Source organism: Caldanaerovirga acetigignens (assembly GCF_900142995.1).
In the GTDB taxonomy this organism is placed as follows: domain Bacteria; phylum Bacillota; class Thermosediminibacteria; order Thermosediminibacterales; family Thermosediminibacteraceae; genus Fervidicola; species Fervidicola acetigignens.
The window spans coordinates 116,038-138,330 of sequence record NZ_FRCR01000007.1; the positions used below are offsets into that span (position 1 = coordinate 116,038).

The window sequence follows — 22,293 nt, forward strand, 5'->3', positions numbered from 1 at the left end:
GGCAAGCAAACCAATGGTTCACGTGCTTCCCTACGCGGGCATTACCCCGTTCAGGTTTTTGGGGTCGAAGCCGAAAGTCGGCTTCCTCTCAGCCGTAGCTCCCCCAGCACGGATTCGCATTTATTCTCTATATGAATAATATATGTCACCGGAGGAAAAAACATTATAAAAAATCCTTATAAGTTTTTTTATATCAAATTTTGGTACAAGACGCAATACCTTCGAGGGTAATTTCGAGATTTTTTTCGAAAAAACACGAGAGATTTTAAGATAATACCGGTTTCGGCAGCAAAGCCGATTAATAGCAACATAAGGCGGTAAAATTTTTCATTCCTTTAAATTTGCTTTTGTTATATAAGAGGAGTAAGGTTTAATAAAGAATTCGGAGTTTGCAAAGAAGGTGATTAAAATTGGAGGACAAGGTCATAGAACAGGCCATCGAGCGCTTCATTGAGATAGACGGCAAAGCCGCCAACATAAAGGAAACAAGGGAGAAAAATTTAGCCGAACTCGAATCCAAATACCGACGGGAAATCCAGGATATGATAGAAAATTTCAATCAAAAAATAGATGAAAAAGTAAATGAAATTTATTCGAAGGCATTAAGTGAAGGCAACCGCGAAGTTGAAGAACTGAAAAAAAGAGCAAGAGAACTTATAAAAACCATGGAGACAAAATACCTCGAAATAAAGGAAGAAATCATAAATAAATTTTTAAGCGAGATATTTGATATAAAGAGGTTTTGATTATGGACAGGGTTACGCGTTTTGCAGCGGTAAATACGAAAATTAAAGCGATGGAGCGCGATTTTTTGAATAGCGAGCATTACATCGAAATGCTCCGCCAAAGGTCCATCCAGGACCTCGCCGCTTACCTTAAGGAAAACACTCCCTATAGCAAGTTTCTAAATGGCATAAATCCAGAAACAATAAATAGAAGAACCCTTGAGGAAGTTTTAAAGCGAAACATGGTAAAGAATCTCGATAAACTTCTTTATTTTTTTCACGACAATTACAGAGATTTTTTGAAGGTTTTGTTTCTCAAGTATGAAATAGCGGATCTAAAAAATTTTGCAAGAGATATTTATAACAACTCCAAGAGCGAAGTTGCGGTAGATTCTTATTCCTTCATAGGTAAATACAGCAAGGTGTCGTTAGATATACTCCAGAAGGCATCTAGCTTAAGAGATTTTATCCTGGCCCTCAAAGGGTCGGAGTTTTACGAATATCTGAAGCCTCTACTGGACGGCAAAAGAGAAAACCTGTTCAGGATGGAAATGTCACTCGATTCTTCTTATTTCAGCATTCTAAAGAAAAGCTCGGAAAAACTCGACAAAAGCGATAGAGTAATAATCGAAAAATGGGAAGGCATAGTGTCAGATTTATACAACCTTCAGTGGATATACAGGGGCAAAAAGTTTTACATGTTATCTCCGGAAGAACTCCTGAATTACACCATAGACATGGGTGAACGCATAAATTTTTCGAGGCGCAGGGAACTTTGTTATTCCAAAAATCTAGAAGAACTGAAAAGTAAGGCGGACGAACTCGGTTTTGGCTTTCTGTTTAAAAAGGACGAAACCAGCGACATTTTTATGGAGCGAAGGATCAATAGATTTTTGTTTTACAAACTCAGAGCCCTTTCCAGGCGCTACCCCATGAGCATAATACAGTCCGTTGCATACACGTGGTTTTTAGACTTCGAAGTCCGGGATATTTTTTCCATAGCAGAGTGCATTAGGTACAATCTATCTCCGGAAGAAGCCGGGAAGTTTCTGATAAGGGCTGTATAACTAGGAGGCGAAGGCGATGGCGATAGAAAAGATGAAGTTGATAGGGATTATAGGTAACATCAATAAAATGAATAAAATTTTGCGTCTCATCATATTAAACGGCACCCTGCACCTAATTAATTCACTGAACAGAATAAGTTCGGAAGATTTCGTGCTCCCACCGAGCGAAGAAAATATAAAAGCATTAGAAGAAATACCTTACCTTAAACCGTATACATCCCGGCGGGACTTTTCGAGAGAGGAAGAGATAATCAAAAACCTCATCGGAATTTTTAATTTAGGGCCCGAGATAAAAGGGGAATATCTCGGACAGGACTATGAATTCGACGATTTCATGAAGCAGATTTTCAACGTATATTCTACCGTCCATTCCATAGCCGAAAGTATAGAAGACAGGAGAAGATCCATAGAACAAAAAAGGATTTATATAGACAATCTGAGATACCTGGAAAAATACAAAGTGAATATCGGAAAACTGGTCAATATGAAACTGCTGAGTTTCAAGTTGATAAGACTTTCTAAAGAAAATTACTCAAAACTCAAGAAAAACTACGAAAACATCCCTGCTGTGGTCCTGAAAATAACCGACGAGGGCAAAAACGTGGTAGTCGCTTCAATAACGTCGAAAAGCCTAGAAGAAACCGTAGAAAGAATATTCAGCTCGCTTAATTTCACAGAGCTTCCCCTCCCTGAAAATTTTAATTGCAGCTCTAAATCCGCCATAAAAGAGCTAGAAGAAAGCATCGCCGAAGATAGAAAATTCATAGATTCCATGCAAAAGTCGATAGAAAATTACAAAAACAACTATGCTATCGAAATCGAGAAAGCTTACGCAAGGCTGGAAATGGAAAAGAAAGTCGAGGAGGTCAAAACCTCCTTAGCCATAGGAAAGAAGCTCTTTTTCATGTTCGGATTTGTTCCGGAAAGCAGTGCAGAGCAGCTCAAATCAGAACTTAAAGCTACATTCGGAGAGGATGTAATAATAATCCTGGAAGATGTTGATAAAAAATCGCCGGGTCTTACACCGCCCACGAAGTTGCGGAACATTGCAATTATAAAGCCTTTCGAAGAAATGGTAAAGATGTACGGGGTACCGGCTTACAACGAAAAAGACCCGACTGCATTTTTCGCCTTAAGCTACCTTCTGCTGTTCGGCGCCATGTTCGGCGACCTCGGCCAGGGCCTCGTGCTTTTTACCGCAGGAATTTTGCTTAGATTATTTAAAAAGTCCATGGCCGTCTTCGGCGGAATCCTCGCCAGCCTCGGCTTGAGCTCCATGATATTCGGTATCCTTTACGGAAGCTTTTTCGGGTCGGAGGAAGTCATACCGGCCCTGCTAGTAAGGCCTATGGCCAACATCAATCTGATTCTCGCAGGAGCAGTAGGTCTCGGGATAATATTAATAATCCTCGGATTTCTATACAGCATCCTAAATTCATACATAGAAAAAAACCTGGAAGAAGCATTGTTTGGCAGGAACGGCATCGCCGGTTTTGTATTTTACATTCTTCTCATTTATATGGTTTACGTTTTTGCCGCAGGAAAGAGCGGTCTTCCTCCAACATTGCTTTCCTCAACGGCGGCCATTATAGTTTTAATGGTTTTTAAAAAGCCTCTGTCCAGCAGGTTAACCGGAACGAAGGTGCTCTATCACGACTCGCCGGTGGATTACTATATCGAAGAAGGATTTGGAGTTCTCGAGACGGTCCTTTCCGCAATGTCTAATACTATTTCCTTTATACGCGTGGGCGCTTTTGCTCTGAACCACGCTGGACTATATATAGCTTTCGCCACTATGGCTGAAATGACAAATTCCGGAACGGGAAGTTTACTGTTATTGGTAATAGGAAATATAATCATTATCTGCCTGGAAGGTTTAATCGTCTTCATTCAAGCTTTGAGGCTCGAGTACTATGAGTTATTCAGCAAATACTTCAGGGGAGATGGTATCGAATATGAGCCCATAAAAATCAATTTATCTATCTCAAAATCAATATCTTTAATGAGAAGACACTCTTTAAAACGCAATATAAGCGCAAATTACGCATTTTAAAATTTGGAGGGATAAAAATGTATGCAATAGTTTTGATGGCGATGATCATTTCTGCAGTAACTTGTGCTTTAGGCTTTTACTTCCATCTTGACAAAGAAAAAACAAAAAAAGTGTTAAGGTGGAGCATAACCCTATATGCCGCCCTGATTGCAGTTTTTCTGATGTTCGTAATGCCCGCCCAGGTGAAAGCAGCCGGCGATAATTCTTCTTCCTCAGGCCTCGCATTCATCGCAGCCGCGATTTCTACCGGCCTTGCCACCATCGGCGCGGGCTATGCTGTGGGAGCTGTAGGCTCTTCGGCGCTGGGAGCGGTTTCCGAAGACCCAAAAATCCTCGGGAAAACTCTAATTTACGTGGGCCTTGCCGAAGGAATAGCGATATACGGCCTTATCGTTTCAATAATGATCCTGGGCAGCCTATGAGGGATGGAATATGAAAGCTCTCGTTTTAAGCGACAACATGGACACTTTAACCGGCATGAGGCTGGCCGGGATTGACGGTAAAATAATACACGAAAGAAGCGAACTTATAAGTGAACTTAACGAGATTTATCAAAAAAAAGATATAGGCCTCGTCATAATAACCGAAAGCCTCGCAGAAAAAGCCAAAGATGAAATAAGTCTATTAAAACTCAAAAAGGGACCCCCCATAATAATCGAGGTCCCCGACAGGCAGGGCAGCCGGCGTCCGCCCGATTTTTTAACGAGGTACATCAAAGAATCGGTCGGAATCAAAATTTGAGGTGAGAATATGGCGACTACTATTGACGACAAAATATCCCTTTTTACGAAAGTCATTTTTGAAAAGCTGGAAAATGAATACGGCGAAAAAAAACAAAGGCTGATAGAACGCTATGAGGCCGAAAAGTCCGCCGTTGAGGCAAAACTAAAGAAAAAATTGGAAGAAAGAATTTCCGAAGCCAGCCGGGATGCAAACGTAAAAAAGGATCAGACGGTTTCAAAAGCAAAGGCCGAAGCTCATTTTGAAGTACTGAGAAAAAGGGAAGAACTCCTTGAGAGGCTCTACGATGAGATAAGAGAGAAAATAAGACATTTCCTGGACACTCCCGAGTATCTGGACTTTTTGAAGGGCGCCCTAATTCGCGTGACGTCCCGTTTCCCAAGGGATGAGAAAGTGTATTACATCCTCACACCTGACGACTTTCGCAAACACGAACAGGAGATAAGGAGTTTCCTGCAGTCCTTGAAACCTGAGGGTGAATTTGAAGTCGTCATCGGTGATAGCAACATGCTCGGCGGGGTCATTGCAAGAAGCCAAAGCGGTCGAATAGAGGTGGACTTATCCTTCGAAACCCTTTTGAGGGAAAATCGCGCAAGACTTGCGCAGCTTTTATTTTCTCAGTTAGGCCTGGAGGTGTGATGAATGCAGGAAGGAAAGATAATCTACATCAACGGCCCCGTCGTCAGAGCTTCAGGCATGAGAGGATTTACCATGAGAGAAATGGTCATGGTGGGCGAAAAAAAACTCATCGGCGAGGTCATTGCTCTGAATAAAGATGTGGCTACGATTCAGGTTTACGAAGAAACTTCCGGAGTTCGCGTCGGAGAACCCGTCATAGGCACAGGCAAACCTTTGACGGTAAAGCTAGGTCCCGGAATTATAGGGAATATTTTCGACGGCATAGAAAGACCGCTTTCGCGGATATACAAAGAAGGCTCAGCTTTTATACCTCCCGGCATCGGCCTCATATCCCTGGACGAAGAAAAGCGGTGGGATGTGGAAATTCTCGCAAAAGAGGGAGATTACTTAAATGAGGGCGAGGTATTTGCAGAAGTCGCGGAAACTTCTATGATAGTCCACAAAGTAATGGTTCCTCCGGGGATAAAAGGCAGGGTAATAAGTATAAAATCAAGCGGGAGCTACACCATCAATGAGGTTTTGGCAGTGCTAGAAGATGAGGGTAAAACCTTTGAACTCAGGATGTGCCAGGAGTGGCCGGTGAGGGAACCTCGCCCGGTTAAAAAGAGAATGGCGATTGAAAAACTCCTTGTGACGGGACAGAGGGTAATAGACACCTTTTTCCCGCTGGCCAAGGGAGGAACCGCAGCCATACCTGGAGGGTTCGGGACCGGCAAAACCATTACCCAACACCAGTTGGCAAAGTGGAGCGATGCGGATATCATCGTCTATATCGGCTGCGGTGAACGCGGCAATGAAATGACCGAGGTGCTGGAAGATTTTCCAAAACTTGAAGACCCGAGGACCGGAAAACCCCTCATGGATAGAACCGTGCTCATTGCCAACACCTCTAACATGCCGGTTGCTGCCCGCGAAGCTTCTATATACACAGGCATAACCATTGCCGAATATTTTAGGGATATGGGATATAATGTAGCCTTAATGGCCGACTCCACCTCCCGCTGGGCCGAAGCCCTGCGGGAAATAGCGGGTAGACTGGAAGAAATGCCGGCCGAGGAAGGTTATCCTGCCTATCTTGGGTCAAGGCTCGCTCAGTTTTACGAAAGGGCCGGTTACTTTGAAAATCTAAGCGGCAGCGAAGGGTCGATTACCATCATAGGAGCCGTTTCTCCAGCCGGCGGCGACTTTTCCGAACCCGTCACACAGGCAACGAAGAGGGTTGTCGGAGCATTTATAGCCCTAGACAAGGAACTAGCTCACGCGCGGCATTTCCCGGCTATAAACTGGCTTTTATCTTATAGCGGATATGTAAAGATGCTGGGCGATTGGTACGCTCAAAACGTAGCCGATGACTTTTTGAGCCTCAGGGCGAAAATGCTTAGTCTTCTCCGAGAAGAGAACAAGCTGATGGATATAGTGAAGCTCGTGGGAGAGGACGTTCTTCCCGATGACCAAAGGCTGGTGCTGGAAATAGCAAGGGTTCTTAAAATGGCATATCTGCAGCAGAACGCCTATCACAAAGAAGATTCATTTGTACCCTTAAAGAGGCAGTATAAAATGCTGAAGGTCATCGAAAAACTATACGACAGGGCTTCTTCCTCGATAAAAAAAGGAATCCCCCTAGCAAAAGTGAAAAACGAGGCGCTCTTCAACGATATTATAATGATGAAATACAACCTCAATTTTGAAGACCTTTCCAGTAAAGTCGACGAGTATTTCGATAAGTTGGAAAGCATGTACAAAGAAGGTGCTCAATATGAAAGTTAAATATATTAAATTAGAACAAGTTGAAGGACCGCTAATCGTTTTGCAGGACGTAAAAGAGGCAGCCTACGATGAAATAGTAGAGATAGAAGTCCCGGGTAGAGGAATGCGAATGGGGAAGGTAGTTGAGATAAGCGGTGACAAGGTGATCATCCAAGTTTTCGAAGGGACTTCCGGTATTTCCTTGGACAAAGTAAGTGTGAGTTTCACCGGAAGTCCAATGCGCATACCACTTTCAAAAGAGATCCTGGGCCGCATCTTCAACGGCATTGCAAAGCCAATAGACGGCGCAGGAGAAATTTATTCCGAAAAGACCTATGACATCAACGGTCGACCCATCAATCCCGTGGCAAGGTTGTATCCGAGGAATTTCATAAGAACAGGTATTTCTGCCATAGACGGCCTTATCACCCTTATTCGTGGCCAAAAGCTTCCCATATTTTCCGGCGACGGCCTTCCCCATAACGAACTGGCGGCTCAAATAGTCCGCCAGGCCGGTATTTCCGGAGAGGAGTCCAAAAATTTCGCGGTAGTCTTCGCGGCCATGGGTATAAAACACGACGAAGCCGACTTTTTCGTGAGAAGCTTCGAAGAAGCGGGAGTAATGGACAGGGTGGTGATGTTTTTAAATCTGGCCGACGACCCCGTAGTGGAAAGGATTATAACACCGAGGTGTGCCCTTACCGCCGCAGAATACCTGGCCTTTGAGCGGGGTATGCATGTGCTTGTAATAATGACCGATATGACCAGTTATTGCGATGCTCTGAGGGAAATATCATCCGCCCGGGAGGAAGTACCTTCGAGGAAAGGGTACCCGGGTTACATGTATTCGGACCTGGCTACGCTTTACGAAAGAGCCGGGATAATAAAGAATTCGGGAGGCAGCATCACCCAAATACCGATACTTACGATGCCCAATGACGACATAACCCACCCCATTCCGGACCTCACGGGCTATATAACCGAAGGTCAAATCGTGCTTTCAAGGTCCCTGTATCAACTGGGTATCTATCCTCCTATCGATGTCCTGCCTTCCCTTTCCAGGCTTATGAAAGACGGCATCGGTGCCGAGTACACGAGGGAGGACCATCCAGACCTGGCAAACCAAATATTCGCTGCATATTCAAGGGTGCAAGAGGTCAGAGCTCTAGCCCAGGTCATAGGAGAAGAGGAACTTTCTGAAACGGACAAATGCTACATGGAATTCGGCCGGAGGTTCGAAAGGATTTTCCTTTCCCAAAAGTTCGACGAAAACAGGAGCATAGAAAAGACCCTTGACATTTTATGGGAACTATTAAAGGTTCTGCCAAGGTCCGAAATAACGAGAATAGACCCCGCCCTCGTCAACAAATACCTGGGGAAGTGAGCTTATGAAGGAAAACGTTGCTCCAACGAAAGCCAATCTAATGGCTGCTGCGTCCGCCCTCGAATTTTCAAAAAAGGGCTACGAGCTTTTGGACAAAAAAAGAAACGTCCTTATCAGAGAAATGATGGGGCTGATGAAGAGGGCCTCGGAAATTCAGGTTAAGGTGAACCAAATATTCAAAGAAGCATACCAGGCCCTCCAAATGTCAAATATCACCCTGGGCATTTCCCAGGTTTACGAAGTGGCCAGATCCATTCCTGAAAATTCAGACTTTACTATACTCACCCGCAGTGTAATGGGCGTCGAAATTCCCATAGTGAGGTACGAAAAAAAGTCCCTCGACCACTACTATAGTTTTTACCACACTAATGCGGCTTTGGATTTAGCCCTCAAAAAATTTCACGAGGTTAAATACTTACTGCTGGAACTTGCTGAAGTGGAAGATTCGGTCTATAAACTCGCCGTTGAAATAAAAAGGACCCAGAAAAGGGCCAATGCACTGAAGAACATACAGATTCCGAAACTTGAGTCCATCGTAAAAACCATATCGGAAATGCTGGAAGAAAAGGAAAGGGAAGATTTTTTCAGGTTGAAAACTTTAAAATCAAAATTGGGGACTTCTAAAAATTATCCTTAAATTTTAAAAGTCGCATACCGTTAATTGTAACAAGTAGTGTAGCACCCATGTCTGCAATAATTGCCAGGTAAAGCGTAAGCCATCCCGGAAAGGTCGCTGCTATAGCGGCAAATTTTAAAAAAAGCGAAATGAAAATGTTCTGGCGGATAATCCGCCTTGTTTTTTTGCCCAAACTTACGGTGAGGGCTATCTTTATAAGGTCATCTGTCATCAAGACTACATCTGCAGTTTCAAGGGCTACATCGGTGCCGCTCTGTCCCATAGCTATTCCCACAGTCGCCGCGGCTAAAGCCGGGGCGTCATTTATGCCGTCGCCTACCATCGCCACATCTTTATACTCCTTTTTCAAATCCTCTAAAACCCTTACTTTCTCGTGGGGCAAAAGTTCGGCGAAATGTTCATCTACACCTATAATTTTAGATATCGCTCTTGCTGCAGTACGGTTGTCTCCAGTTAGCAAAACCGTCTTTTTTATCCCTTCACCCTTTAATTTAGCGACAGCCATCTTGCCTGTTTCCCTTACCTCGTCCGACAACGCTATTATGCCCAGGATTTTTTCTTCGGTCCCTACAAGCACTGTAGTCTTCCCTTCTTCCTGAATGCGCTTTAACTCCTTTAAAATTTCTCCTGAAATCATTTCTCTTTTTCCAAAGTGTCTCTCATTTCCTATCAAAATAGTCTCTCCATCCACAACCCCCTTCGTTCCTTTGCCAGCCAAAGCAGTAAAATTTACCGCTGAAGCCATTTCTATTTTACGAATTTGTGCTTCTTTAACTATAGCTTTTGCTATGGGGTGTTCTGACATTCTTTCGACGCTTGCTGCTTTATATAATACTTCTTCCTGGAATGATGATGCTAGGGGTATCACATCTGTCACAACAGGAACTCCTTTAGTAAGGGTGCCTGTTTTATCGAACGCAACTACTTTAAGAGCTCCGGCCTTCTCTAATACCTCACCGCCTTTAATAAGAATGCCACTCCTGGCCGCCCTGCTTATTGCGCTTACTACGGCTACCGGTGCCGACAGCACAAGTGCGCAGGGGCAGGAAACCACCAGTAGCGCAAGGCCTCTATATATCCATGAATGCCAATCGTATCCAAAAAGTATCGGCGGTAAAAACGTCAAGATACCTGCAAGGGTAAGAACCACAGGTGTATATATCGCTGCAAACCGGTCGATAAAGGCCTGTATTTTCGGCCTATTCTGCTCAGCCTCCTTCACCAGTTCGACTATCTTGGCCAAAGTACTTTCACCAGATAGTTTTGTCGCCTTTATTTCAAGAAATCCATTTAAATTGATCGTTCCAGCAAAAACTTCATCCCCAGGAGCCTTTTCTACCGGCATTGATTCCCCTGTTATTGCGGCTTCATTAACCGACGACGCCCCTTTTACAACAATACCATCCATCGACACCTTCTCCCCAGGTAATACCTCTACTATATCACCTACTTTGACTTTCTCTACAGGTACTTCGACAACTCCCCACGGTTTTTTCACCCGTGCGGTTTTGGGTGACATTTCAATTAATTTTTTCAATGAATTCCTCGCATTGTCTACCGTCCAGGACTCGAGCATCTCTGATACGGAAAAAAGAATCGACACAACACCGGCTTCCTCCAGTTCTCCAATCGCAATAGCCCCAATTACGGCAAAGCTCATGAGAACGTTTATATTCAGCTCTAACCTTCCTAACGAATAAAAAGCTTTTTTAAAATTTACAAAGCCACCTATTATCACGGCGGATAGGAAAAAAGGTACCGACAAATTTAAAAGGCCTTTCATCTTCAATATAAAACCGGCAAGAATACTCAAGGAAGAAAAAACTACTCGTAGCAGTTCCGAATCAATCTTAAATTTTTCATTCTTCAAAGCGGTTTTTTCTTTTACAGGCATTATTTTATAATTCTCTTTTAACCCTTCCTTTATTATCTCTTCTATATCTGCATCCCCTTCCACGATGAGCCTACCTGCCAGTGGATCAAATCTGGCTTTAGTTATTCCAGGCAGAGTCGCTATCCTTTTTTCAAATTTTGCAGCACAGTCAAGGCAGGTTATGCCTTCTACCCTGTATTCCTTTGCCTTTTCAGACACACCGCGACCTCCTTCAATAATTGTATATATGTTCAATTGTTTAATATTTGAGTATACGATTTTATTAATATTATATTTATTTCATCAAGAGATTTCAACATAATTCAGTCGGAACGTTGACAATATTTCGCAGCTTTATTAATATAAAACTCAAGACGAATCTTAATGTGAGGGGGTCTTTATGCAAAAAAAGGATTGGCCAAGGCACTGGAGGGGATTTTGGCAACTCGCGGACCCTAAAATTTGGATTGCCTCAACGGTCCCGATGGCTGTAGGTGCTGCTTTAGCTTACGGCATCGAAGGAAAATTTAGCCTCTATTGGTTGTTATGGAGCATGATTGGTGTGTACCTGATAGAAATAGGAAAAAACGCCATAAATGAATTCGTGGATTATGAATCTGGAGTGGACCGATACGTCGCACCCGACAAGAGAACCCCGTTCAGCGGAGGCAAGAAAGTAATAGTGGACGGAATACTTTCCGTTTCGGAAGTCAAAGCCATTGCTGTATGGACAATGGCGCTTGCGGGACTTATAGGAGTTTATATAGTTTTATATAGGGAACCTTCCGTCTTATGGATAGGAGCGGCAGGCTTAATACTTTCCATAATCTACAGCCTACCACCTTTTAAGCTGTGCTACAGGGGATTCGGTGAAATTACGGTAGGTCTCACCTTCGGGCCCCTCGTACTTTGCGGAACCTATTTGGTGCAGGCTCACCGCATTTCCTTTGAGGCGGTCCTAGCTTCCTTGATTATCGGATTTTTAATAGCTAACGTTCTTTTAATCAACCAGTTTCCTGACTACGAAGCAGATCTCCGCGGCAACAAACGAAACTGGGTGGTAAGACTCGGCAAAAAAAGAGCCACACAGCTTTATTTTACGCTTTTCGCCGCGGCCTTTGCCACATGTCCGGTTCTAGCTTATATTTCCGGCAATCCCGCGTTTTTGCTTCCTTTGTGTACCTGCCCCATAGCGAAAAACGCCGTTAAAATTGCAAAAATATACTATAACGATATTCCTAACCTAATACAGGCCAATGCTAAAACCGTGCAAGTTTATCAGCTTACGGGCTTGACTCTGATTATAGGAGCAATCTTCAACAAGTTTTTACAGTGAAATTTCTCAATATTCCTTTAGAAGGATTTTCAATTTTTGTGTATAATATATATTAAGTAGTCCAAAGTTAAATAAATAATCAATTAAACATTTTTACAGGGGGGAAGCATAATGAGGAAACTGTTAGTACTCGCGCTGGTCCTTTGCTTGGTAGTTGCCCTTGTAGCAGGTTGCAGCTCCCAAAAGAAACAGGAGGGTCAACCAAACCAGCAGCAGGAACAGCAGGGCGGCCAGCAAGAGCAGCAGGTAGCTTATAAAGACGGCACCTACTATGCTGAAGAGAAAGAATTCAGCGAGCAAGGCTGGAAAGGTCTTGTGACAGTGATTGTGAAAGATGGAAAAATAACAAAAGTTTTTTATGATGAAATCAATAAAGAAGGAAAGCTAAAGAGCTTTGACCCAGAATATGGTCCGAAAATGAAGGAAAAGTCTGGCACGACGCCTTTAGAAGCTTATGCTAAACTGGAACAGTCGCTTATTGATAAGCAAAAAGCCGAAGCTGTAGATGTAGTAAGTGGAGCAACCCATACATCCGAAGCATTCAAGGCTTTAGCAGCTGAAGCTTTAAAAGGCACACCGGTCGAAGCCAAAGGTGGACTTAAGGATGGAATTTATAAAGCAGCGGAAGCCAATTTTGACGATCACGGTTGGAAAGCTATGGCCGCCATTATCGTAAAGGACGGCAAGATTCAATCGGCTTTCTTTGACGAAATCAGCAAAGAAGACGGACATTACAAATCCGTAGACCAAGAATATGCAAAGAATATGGAAGCAAAATCTGGCCAAACTCCTGCTAAAGCGGTAGAAGCCCTTACTAAATCGCTCATCGAAAAACAGGACGCAGCTCAGGTTGACACTGTAGCTGGTGCAACCGGAACTTCGACCAAATTTAAGAACTTAATGACGGAAGCCCTTTCTCTGGCAAAATAAAGCTAGACAAAGGAATTTGAAAGGAATTTGAAAAGGGCATACTTTCTGTATGCCCTTTCTTTACATAATTGCTAATATCCCTTATTTGCGATATCTTTTTTGTTGATAATATTTGTTAGAAAGAGTGATATATAGTGGCATTATACGAATTTTATAATCAGATATCAAAAGAAATGGAATTGCTTGAGGAAAAACTCCTAGAATCGGTTAAAACAAAGGAACCTTTTTTATGGGATGCGTTGAAAAACACTATTAAGGCCGGTGGAAAGAGAATAAGGCCTGCATTGGTCTATCTTTCCGCGCGATTTGGCAATTACGATTTCAATAAAATCACACCCCTTGCCATCGCGGTTGAGTTGGTGCATACTGCTACACTCATCCACGACGACATCGTTGACGATTCTCCTTTGAGGAGAGGAATCCCCACAGTTCAGGCAGCAATAGGTAAAGATGCTGCGGTATACGCAGGAGATTTTGTGCTCGCAAAGGCTTTGAAAACCCTGGTCGACCACGGCGATATTGAAATTTTAAAGTCAATCTCTGGTGTGCTTTATAAAATTTGTGAAGGGGAAGCGCGCCAGAAAGAAGAAGCTTTCAATATAGATATAAGTTTTATTGACTATATTAGGAGAATAAGGAAAAAAACCGCCCTCCTTTTTGCCATCAGTTGTGAGCTCGGAGCAAGGGGTGCCGAGGCGCCCCTTTCGGCAATTTATGCCCTGAAAAAATACGGAATGATGCTCGGAATGGCGTTTCAAGTGACAGATGACATCCTAGATCTTACGGCGGATGAAAAAAAGAGCGGGAAACCCCTAGGAAACGACATAAAAGAAGGGGTAATTACCTTACCCTTATTATACGCCCTTAACTATAGTTCTAGAGCCTTAGAATTGCGAGAACTTTTCTCTGACCCCGCTCGGTGGGACTCAAATACCATCCAATATATCATCGAAATAGTCCGAGAATCTGGAGGAATAGAATACGCCCGGCGTGTAGCCGAGCGTTATATCTCAAAATCCAAACAATATTTATCAGTCCTCTCCGATATCCAAGCCAAGAGGTTATTGCTTACACTAGCCGACTACGTCGTGAATAGAGCCCGGTAGAGCGGGTTTTCTGCCGCCTCCTCTGATTATTCTTTTCGCTACTCTGGAGATCCAAGGAATCGCCCATCTGTCAAGGCCAAACGAATGCCCCGCACCGGAGAAGCATACGGCAAGCGATACCATAAAGAACCACATGTCACCAGAACCCGATATCATGAAATTGAGCAGCATAAATAGCGACCCGAGAGAAGCCAACATCGTAAAAAGCCCTAAAACAAGACACGTGCCGATGGCAAGTTCGCTCAACGTTATTACCGTCTGGAAGAACAGGGCGTGCGGAAAGATGAATTTCTCTACAAAACTCGCGTACCATTCCGGCGTATTGGGCCCTATCGGACTTGTCGAAGCTCCCGCCACCAACTTGTCACCAGCCGCGAGCCATCCGGAGTGTACCTTTTCAAGTCCTGACATGATCCAGCGGTATCCTAAATATATTCTTAAAATAGCAAGCCAAAAAGCGCTGGTGCTAACCCCCAGATTCTGAACAATAAAGGATTTTCCGCGGTTCTTGTTGAAAAACTGATGGCCGATGTATTCCCTCACAAAAGTCCATCCACCGACACCTAACAGGTAATGCATGTCAGCTAAATGTTTTATGAACGTGGCAATCCAGCCTTCGAGTTTGCGCCCCATTACTTCTGCCACGCAGTACCTTTCTCCAATAGACACCATATTTCCGTGCAGGTTTAGTTTCAGGGGTTTTTTGGAGCCACCTGAAATTTCAGCAGCAATATTGTGGGCCGCACACTCACCCGACTGCATGGCCGATTCCACAAGGGCAGGCATTACGAAATTTTTCTCATTCACATAAAAGCTTACATCGCCTATAGCATAGATGCCCTTTTCGCTGGTCTCCAGGTACTCATTCACCCTTATCCTTCCACGGCCTCCAGTCTCAAGGCCCAGCTTTTCCGCGAGCTGATTCCCCCTCACTCCACCTGTCCAGATAAGGGTACGGGTTTTTATCTTTTCTCCGCTCTTTAAGGTAAATCCGTCCGGTTCGACATTAACTATGGGCGAATTCAATAATATCTTAACTTTGTTCCTCTCCAGATAATCTGTAGCCTTCTTTATAAGTTCGTCCGAAAGATTCGGCAATATTTTCGGCAAGGCCTCCACTACCATAAGGGTAACTTCGTCGCGACTTATCCCATATTCCCTGCACAGGTCTTCAACCCATTCCACCAGCTCGCCTATCATTTCTATGCCTGTAAATCCTCCGCCGCCCACCACGAAGGTCAAATATTCTCGCCTTTTTTCTCCGTCCAATTCGTACCTGGCTTTGTCGAACATTTCCTCTACTCTATGCCTAATCTTCAGTGCATCTTCCAAGGACCACAATGTGAATGCGTTTTCTTTCATTCCGGGGATACCAAAATATTCGGGCTGGCTGCCGCATGCGAGAATCAGGTAGTCAAAAGGATATTCGGCTTTTTTGCCCTTCAGTATTCTGGACTTCATGTCCGCATCCTCGATCTCATCAACTACGAGCCTGACACCGGTCTCCTCCAGTGCCTTTTCAAGCGAATAAAGCACTCCTTCCGGTTTTACTCTGTTGCCGGCAACAAGGTGCAGCTCGGTAAGATATACCTGAAAAGGAGACCTGTTTATGAGGTAAATTTCTACGTCATCTCGCCTTGCCAAAAGCTTGTTAAGCTTTTGTGCGGCCGTAAGCCCTCCGTATCCACCCCCCAGTATAACTATCCGCTTTTTCTCAGCCATCCGGTTCCCTCCCAAACTTAATTTCTTATGATGATTCAATTGTAAAAGTATGCACATCTTTATAATATAATTTTTTTAGTATACTTTGCAAGAGAAAAGGAATACTTGCGCGACGAAAATTTATAGGTTTTTCCATCGACAGAAAATAATTTCGAGTAAATCAACAGCAAAAAATAAAAGCAATCCTATTCCACCCAGGACCAGAATTCCCGAATACATGTCGATGTAATTAACTCTCATCCACGAATCCATGATAAAATATCCCATGCCATGAGTAGTCCCGAAGTTTTCCGTAAAAAATAAAATCGAAATGGCCGTTCCGGTACTTAGCCTAACAGCGGTCAACAATTCCGGCATAGTTGCAGGCAAGACAACCTCTTTGAAAATTGTCGCATCATTTGCCCCTAAAGACTTCAGGGAATAAAACATCTCTTTGGGTATGTTTTTTACCGAATCGCGCACGGTAATAATTATTTGAAATACAGTTATAATAAATATAATAGTAATTTTTGACACTTCCCCAATGCCTAATAATATCATTATTATAGGTAGCAGTGCGATTTTAGGTATTGGATATGTAAAATATACGATAGGCGAAAGAAATCTGTCGACCGGGGCATAAAAACCCATCAAAAGTCCTAATGTCGAACCTGTTAAAACCGAAACAACAAGACCTAATGCAATTCTGTATAAGCTGAGGGCAGCATGAATTGCAATCTTTGAAAAAAATATTTTCTTTAAATTGCATAAGACGGCTACCGGTGATGGTAAAATAGGACTTTTTAGCGCAACAGATCCTGTTTGCCACAATACAAAAATCATCAAAAATATAAGGACATGGCGGAAAGAGTTTCTCATCATTTTTGTATACCCTTTAATAATTTCCTTAATTTTAATTTTATTGATATATAATGCTCGATATCCTTTACCTCTCGCACACCAAAGAAAGGATTATCTAAAGTCGAAACGATCCGACCGGGAGGCCCCGTCATGACAGTTATCTTTTTCCCCAAATACATCGCTTCTTCGGTACTGTGAGTCACAAAAACAGTCGAAACAGAATCGCTTTTCCACACATCTAAGAAAAGGTCCTGCATTTCCTCTCTGGTTATCGCATCAAGGGCGGAAAAGGGTTCGTCCAGCAAAAGAATATCCGGCTTCATAATGAAAGCCCTCGCTATCGCTACTCTTTGCTTCTGCCCACCACTTAATTCGCCTGGGTACCTTTTAAAAAAACCGGAAAGGCCCACCCGGGCCAGGATATATTCGGCGTATTCCTTATCTTCTTTTTCAATCACTTTTTTCTTTACTTTCAATCCTAGGAGCGCATTTTCAAATACCCTTTTCCAGGGCAAAAGTCCATAATCCTGGAGCACAAGGCCTATCCTATGTCTTCTCGGATCTATCGGTGCATCATTTATCAAAACTTCACCTTCGAACTTATTTATGATTCCTGCCAATACATAAAGAAGCGTGGTTTTCCCGCATCCGGAGGGGCCAATTACAGCAGCTATCCCTCCCTTTTCCACTTCCAGATTTAATCCCGAAAGTGCTTTAAATTTATCGTAATACACTCCTAGATTGCGTACTTTGATCATACATAACTCCCGGTCTTTTTTATTCTATGAGTCTTCCATCCACCAGTTCTTCATACGAAAATGCTTTCTTTACAAGGCCTTTCTTCACCAACCAATCCATTACCTCGTTAAAATCCTCTTTCGAAGGAAGCCCTGCTTTCGTATATTTAGGGAGGTTAATAATTTCCTTAACATCCTGGGGGAACCCTGCTTTTTCAATGACGATGTCTATATAAGAGGACTTTTCATTTTGGTTGAGAAATTCCACGGCCTTATTGTATGCCCTATAAAAGGCCTTTATCTCATTTTCTTTTTGTTCTATGGCTTGCTGAGAAAACAGCAATACCCCCGGATTTATCCCCACTCTGTCTGTGCTCTCTATGACCTTAGCCCCGTTTTTTACAGCCACCGAAGCAAGCGGGTCGGGAAGCGTCGCAGCATTAACCTTTCCGTTTTGGAGCATCTCCAGCCTCGCTGGGATTTGAGGTACTACCACCTTACTTACCTCATCCGGATTTACGCCGTATTTTTCCAATATCTTATCTGTGGCATATTCTATAATGGTATTTTTCGATATAGCAATATCCTTGCCTTTCATCTTTTCAACTGCATCGATATTTTTTTCCTTTCCCGCAAGGAGTTTATAAGTCCCGTTGGTGAGGGAGGTTATTTTTACTTTGAACCCCCCGTCGTTGGCAAAAGCTGCTGCGAGGATGTCAGAAACCGCTCCGTCTATTTTGCCGCTTTGAAGGGCGCTATCTCTCTCCATGGCGCTCTTAAAGTGCTCAAGTTTAACCTCTACCCCTTCTTCCCGGAAATATCCCTTTGCCTCTGCTATTATCAGAGGTATTGAATCCACATCCGGAAGAACACCAATTACTAATGGACTGCCCTTCGTTTCTTGATTTGTCGTCTCGGAAGATGTAGACGGCTGTGATGTGTTTGCCGATTTATTTTTTGAGCATGCGCTCAAAGAAAGCACAAGGCAAATTAAAGTGAAAACAACCACCAGTGTTTTAATTTTTTTGAAAATCACGATTCAACTTCACTCCTTCCCATCTATTAACTAATTTATTTTGGATGTTTAAAGCATCCAAAACTCTTCCGACTATGAAATTTACCATATCTTCAATAGTCTTTGGATTTTGATAGAATGCCGGCATGGCAGGCACTATGTGGGCACCCATTTTGCTTAGTTTTAGCATGTTTTCCAGGTGTATAGAACTCAATGGCGTTTCCCTAGGAACAATGACAATCCTTCTTTTTTCCTTTAGAAAAACGTCAGCGGCCCTTTGCAGCAAATTATGGGACATCCCCCCAGCTATAAAAGCCAAGGTCGACATTGAACATGGCATTATGACCATTCCATCAGCCGGGAAAGATCCGCTTGCAATCGGCGCAAAAAGGTCATTTATGTCATATCTTTTAATAACTCCACCCAGTCTTTCGTATTTGCCAAAGTGCGATATCAAACCTTCCACATCAAATCCCAGTTCATATTTTATAACTTTTTCCCCGTTTTCAGTGATTACAAGGTGTACCTCGTTTTTCTTTTCTAAAAGTTCTTCTACCAACCTCACGCCATATATGCTTCCGCTTGCTCCCGTTATTCCCACTATGTACCTCGGCATCGGATCACCTCATAAGATGAAAATGTCTAAGAAAGAAAATATAAAAAAGGCCACGCTGACTATCCGGTTGATATCGTAAGATGCTATGGTTACGTGCTTTAAGTTTTGAGGAGAAACCAGCTTATGCTCGGCGTAAAGAAAACATGAGATGACAAAAAGACCGGTAAGATAAAGATAGCCCATCCCCATTAAAAAATACAGGTAAAACAAAAGACCTACAGATATTGCATGGAAGACCGAAGATATTTTTAGGGCATTTCTCAATCCAAATTTCACCGGTATTGAATGAAGGCCGTAACTTGTATCAAAATCCACATCCTGACATCCGTATATTATGTCGAAGCCCGCAACCCAAAACATCACAGCAGCACCGAGAACTAAAGCCGGCCACTCTATTTTTCCAGTTACCGCTATCCAAGCTCCTACTGGAGCTCCGCCGCAGGCAAGACCCAGTATCACGTGGCACAGCCAGGTAAATCGCTTGGTGTACGAATATATCACGAATAAAAATATTGCAACAGGCAGCAATTTCACGCAAAGCGGGTTCAGATTGAACGCGGCTAATACCAATATTGCAAAACAAAATATCACAATCAAAAAGGCTTCGTATTCCCTTACAATTCCCCTTGGTATATGTCTTCCGGCAGTCCTCGGATTCTTTGCATCTATATCCTTGTCCACCAGGCGGTTAAGGGCATTCGCGCCATTTCTTGCCCCTAAAAGGGCCACCATAATCCAGAAAAAAACTCTAGCCGGGGGCAGTCCGCCAGCAGCCCAGAACATAGCAATGAGTGAAAACGGCAGGGAAAATAACGTATGAGAAAACATTACCAATTCACCGTAAGTCTTCAGCCGGCCCCACAAAGTGCTAACAATCGAAACCCCATGGCTTTTAGAACCCATATTCTTTCCACCTTCTGTCAACCAACTCCTTTATCTTCGGGTCCATGGCAATCTCGTCAGGCCATTCCCTTTCGTGCCCCTCTTCCTTCCATTTTTTAGTTGCATCAATCCCCATCTTGCTTCCGTAGTGTTTCATCGGCGAAGCGTGGTCCAAAGCGTCCAGGGGCCCGTCGACTATTACCACATCCCTTTTCGGATCAACATTGTTGAATACCTTCCACGCCACAGTCGAAAGGTTTTTTGGATCGACGTTCTCATCCACTACAACTATGACTTTCGTATACATCATCTGCCCGATTCCCCACAGGGCGTGCATCACCTTTTTCGCATGGCCGGGGAATCTCTTTTTTATGGAAACTATAACGCAGTTATGAAACACACCTTCCAGCGGAAAATTTATATCCACTATTTCTGGGCACAGTATTTTTAAAAAAGGCAAAAAAATTCTCTCCGTGGCCTTCCCCAAAAAACAGTCCTCCATGGGAGGTTTCCCCACAACCGTGGCCGGATATATGGGATTTTCTTTGCGGGTTATGCACGTAATGTGAAATACGGGATAATAGTCCTTGAGCGAGTAGTATCCCGTGTGATCGCCAAATGGACCTTCTTCTCTTAATTCATCTATATCTACGTATCCTTCTAGCACAAACTCCGCATTGGCAGGCACGTAAATATCGCAGGTTTTGCACTTAACCAGTTCAAGAGGCGCCTTTCGCAAAAATCCCGCAAATACCATCTCATCAATTTCTTTTGGAAGGGGAGCGGTAGATGCATATATCGTGGCCGGGTCGCACCCAAGAGCCACAGCAACAGGCATCTTTTGCCCTCTTCTTTTATATTTTTCGTATATCTCCCTGCCGTCCTTATGGAGGTGCCAGTGCATCCCCGTAGTCTTCTCGTCGAAAACCTGGAGCCTGTACATGCCCATATTCTGGGTACCCGTCTCCGGGTCTCTCGTAATTACCAAGGGAAGTGTTATAAATTTTCCTCCATCCCCTGGCCAGCATTTCAATATTGGGAGTTTTGAAAGGTCCGGTTCTTCTACTACTTCCTGACATGGAGCCTGTTTTACCTTTCTGGGAAAAATTTTCGCGAGTCTTGCAAGCCTTGTAGCCGACCTTATTTTGTTAAATAACCCCACATAGTTTGAAACATCTATCAGCTCTTCTATTTCTCTGGCAATATCATCAAGGCTCTCAACTTCCAAGGCCAGCTTCATCCTCTCGTAAGTACCGAAAGTATTTATCAACAGGGGAAACTCCGAACCTTTTACATTTTCAAAAAGAAGCGCGGGACCTCCTGATTTTACCACTCTATCCACAATTTCAGTTATTTCCAGTTCGCTGTCCACTTCTGCCTTTATCCTCTTGAGCTGCCCTTTTTGCTCCAAAACATTTACAAATTCTTGCAAATCTTTATACATTGTCTTTACACTCCATATCTAAATCTATTATTTTTATATCTCGTTACTACAACTCTTCAAAAGTTAAATACAAGAATTTAAAGAATCTTCCTTGTGAAATTATAGCATAAAGGCAACATTATAAACAAGTATATATTTCTCCAAAACTCCTTTATACCATCGCAAATCAAAACAATGCTGCCGAAGTCAAAAAACTTCGGCAGCAATAAGTTTTACCTATTTACGGCTTATCCCCCATATAGCGAAAGCAGCACTCCCGCAGCTATTGCAGAGCCTATTACACCTGCCACATTAGGCCCCATTGCGTGCATGAGAATGAAATTCCCGGGCATCTCTTCCTGCGCTACCTTTTGCGATACGCGCGCAGCCATAGGAACAGCTGATACTCCCGCAGACCCTATCAATGGGTTCACCTTGCCTCCCGTCAATACATACATCAGTTTGCCAAATAGAACTCCACCTGCTGTGCCACCCGCAAATGCCACCATCCCCAGTATTATTATCTCTATCGTCTGGATGCGCAGGAAGTTTTCCGCACTGGCCGTCGCACCCACGGTGAGGCCTATGAATATCGTAACTATATTTATCAGTTCGTTCTGCGCTGTCTTCGAGAGCCTGTCCACCACGCCGCATTCCCTGAATAGATTTCCCAGCATCAGGCACCCTATTAATGCCGTTGCAGGGGGCACCAAAAAGCTTGCCAGCACTGTTACTATTATCGGAAATATTATCTTTTCTGTCTTCGATACGGGCCTTAGTTGTTCCATCACTACGGTGCGCTCTTTTTTGGTGGTGAGAAG

21 protein-coding genes and 1 riboswitch are annotated in these 22,293 nt (G+C 43.4%); of the genes, 12 read left to right on the forward strand and 9 right to left on the reverse strand.

The genetic code is table 11. From position 1 onward, the window contains the following. Positions 1-10: 10 nt before the first annotated feature. A riboswitch (TPP riboswitch) is annotated at positions 11-115 on the reverse strand. A gap of 295 nt (positions 116-410) precedes the next feature. The 9 genes from BUB66_RS06990 to BUB66_RS07030 are packed head-to-tail and all read left to right on the forward strand — an operon-like array spanning position 411 to position 8,992. Continuing rightward, positions 411-746 carry a hypothetical protein gene (locus BUB66_RS06990; protein WP_073256735.1) on the forward strand — a complete coding sequence of 112 codons (336 nt, stop codon included), beginning with the start codon at positions 411-413 and terminating at the stop codon, positions 744-746. 2 nt (positions 747-748) lie between these two features. Further along, on the forward strand, positions 749-1,792 hold the full coding sequence (locus BUB66_RS06995; RefSeq protein ID WP_073256737.1) for a V-type ATPase subunit: 1,044 nt from the start codon (positions 749-751) through the stop codon (positions 1,790-1,792). Positions 1,793-1,808: 16 nt separating this feature from the next. Further along, positions 1,809-3,845: a V-type ATP synthase subunit I gene (locus BUB66_RS07000; protein ID WP_073256739.1), complete on the forward strand. Its 2,037-nt coding sequence runs from the start codon at positions 1,809-1,811 to the stop codon at positions 3,843-3,845. Positions 3,846-3,862: 17 nt separating this feature from the next. Then, positions 3,863-4,267, forward strand: coding sequence for an ATP synthase subunit C (locus tag BUB66_RS07005; RefSeq protein ID WP_073256742.1), 405 nt, complete (start codon positions 3,863-3,865; stop codon positions 4,265-4,267). Between the two features lie 10 nt (positions 4,268-4,277). Then, positions 4,278-4,586, forward strand: a complete 309-nt coding sequence (locus tag BUB66_RS07010) for a V-type ATP synthase subunit F (protein ID WP_066352120.1) — start codon at positions 4,278-4,280, stop codon at positions 4,584-4,586. A 9-nt stretch (positions 4,587-4,595) separates the two neighbouring features. Beyond that, complete coding sequence (locus tag BUB66_RS07015) at positions 4,596-5,225, forward strand: V-type ATP synthase subunit E (protein WP_073256744.1); 630 nt, start codon at positions 4,596-4,598, stop codon at positions 5,223-5,225. A 3-nt stretch (positions 5,226-5,228) separates the two neighbouring features. Beyond that, entirely contained in the window at positions 5,229-6,992 is a 1,764-nt protein-coding gene (locus tag BUB66_RS07020; RefSeq protein ID WP_073256746.1) for a V-type ATP synthase subunit A, read from the forward strand. Then, positions 6,982-8,355: a V-type ATP synthase subunit B gene (locus BUB66_RS07025; RefSeq protein WP_073256748.1), complete on the forward strand. Its 1,374-nt coding sequence runs from the start codon at positions 6,982-6,984 to the stop codon at positions 8,353-8,355. Before BUB66_RS07020 ends, BUB66_RS07025 begins: the two co-directional genes overlap by 11 nt. Positions 8,356-8,359: 4 nt before the next feature. Continuing rightward, complete coding sequence (locus tag BUB66_RS07030; RefSeq protein ID WP_073256750.1) at positions 8,360-8,992, forward strand: V-type ATP synthase subunit D; 633 nt, start codon at positions 8,360-8,362, stop codon at positions 8,990-8,992. Here BUB66_RS07030 and BUB66_RS07035 read toward each other — a convergent pair. Beyond that, positions 8,976-11,084 carry a heavy metal translocating P-type ATPase gene (locus BUB66_RS07035; protein WP_073256752.1) on the reverse strand — a complete coding sequence of 703 codons (2,109 nt, stop codon included), beginning with the start codon at positions 11,082-11,084 and terminating at the stop codon, positions 8,976-8,978. The genes BUB66_RS07030 and BUB66_RS07035 overlap by 17 nt on opposite strands. Before the next feature lie 181 nt (positions 11,085-11,265). Between BUB66_RS07035 and BUB66_RS07040 the strand changes: the two genes are divergently transcribed. The 3 genes from BUB66_RS07040 to BUB66_RS07050 all read left to right on the forward strand — a co-directional run bounded on the left by BUB66_RS07040 (position 11,266) and on the right by BUB66_RS07050 (position 14,237). Continuing rightward, on the forward strand, positions 11,266-12,201 hold the full coding sequence (locus BUB66_RS07040) for a prenyltransferase (RefSeq protein WP_073256754.1): 936 nt from the start codon (positions 11,266-11,268) through the stop codon (positions 12,199-12,201). A gap of 111 nt (positions 12,202-12,312) precedes the next feature. Next, the gene (locus tag BUB66_RS07045; RefSeq protein ID WP_073256756.1) at positions 12,313-13,131 is read left to right on the forward strand and encodes an FMN-binding protein; all 819 of its coding nucleotides are present in this window, start codon (positions 12,313-12,315) and stop codon (positions 13,129-13,131) included. 134 nt (positions 13,132-13,265) lie between these two features. Further along, the gene (locus tag BUB66_RS07050; protein ID WP_073256758.1) at positions 13,266-14,237 is read left to right on the forward strand and encodes a polyprenyl synthetase family protein; all 972 of its coding nucleotides are present in this window, start codon (positions 13,266-13,268) and stop codon (positions 14,235-14,237) included. Here the strand turns inward: BUB66_RS07050 and BUB66_RS07055 are convergent. From BUB66_RS07055 to BUB66_RS07090, 8 genes are all read right to left on the reverse strand, one after another. Beyond that, entirely contained in the window at positions 14,205-15,959 is a 1,755-nt protein-coding gene (locus tag BUB66_RS07055; protein WP_073256760.1) for an FAD-dependent oxidoreductase, read from the reverse strand. The two genes, BUB66_RS07050 and BUB66_RS07055, sit on opposite strands and share 33 nt — an antisense overlap. Positions 15,960-16,079: 120 nt before the next feature. Then, positions 16,080-16,817 (reverse strand): ABC transporter permease, encoded by a 738-nt coding sequence (locus tag BUB66_RS07060; RefSeq protein ID WP_073256793.1) that lies wholly within the window; start codon positions 16,815-16,817, stop codon positions 16,080-16,082. Further along, positions 16,817-17,557 carry an ABC transporter ATP-binding protein gene (locus BUB66_RS07065; RefSeq protein WP_073256762.1) on the reverse strand — a complete coding sequence of 247 codons (741 nt, stop codon included), beginning with the start codon at positions 17,555-17,557 and terminating at the stop codon, positions 16,817-16,819. The genes BUB66_RS07060 and BUB66_RS07065 overlap by 1 nt, the downstream gene beginning before the upstream one ends. Before the next feature lie 19 nt (positions 17,558-17,576). Continuing rightward, positions 17,577-18,572, reverse strand: coding sequence for an ABC transporter substrate-binding protein (locus BUB66_RS07070; protein ID WP_244269785.1), 996 nt, complete (start codon positions 18,570-18,572; stop codon positions 17,577-17,579). Next, positions 18,553-19,167, reverse strand: coding sequence for a UbiX family flavin prenyltransferase (locus BUB66_RS07075; RefSeq protein WP_073256764.1), 615 nt, complete (start codon positions 19,165-19,167; stop codon positions 18,553-18,555). The genes BUB66_RS07070 and BUB66_RS07075 overlap by 20 nt, the downstream gene beginning before the upstream one ends. 9 nt (positions 19,168-19,176) lie before the next feature. Then, positions 19,177-20,070 carry a UbiA-like polyprenyltransferase gene (locus tag BUB66_RS07080; protein ID WP_073256766.1) on the reverse strand — a complete coding sequence of 298 codons (894 nt, stop codon included), beginning with the start codon at positions 20,068-20,070 and terminating at the stop codon, positions 19,177-19,179. Further along, on the reverse strand, positions 20,060-21,493 hold the full coding sequence (locus BUB66_RS07085; protein WP_073256768.1) for a menaquinone biosynthesis decarboxylase: 1,434 nt from the start codon (positions 21,491-21,493) through the stop codon (positions 20,060-20,062). Before BUB66_RS07085 ends, BUB66_RS07080 begins: the two co-directional genes overlap by 11 nt. Before the next feature lie 227 nt (positions 21,494-21,720). Beyond that, positions 21,721-22,293 (reverse strand): sodium ion-translocating decarboxylase subunit beta (locus BUB66_RS07090; protein WP_143156244.1); only part of this gene is annotated, 573 nt, incomplete at its 5' end.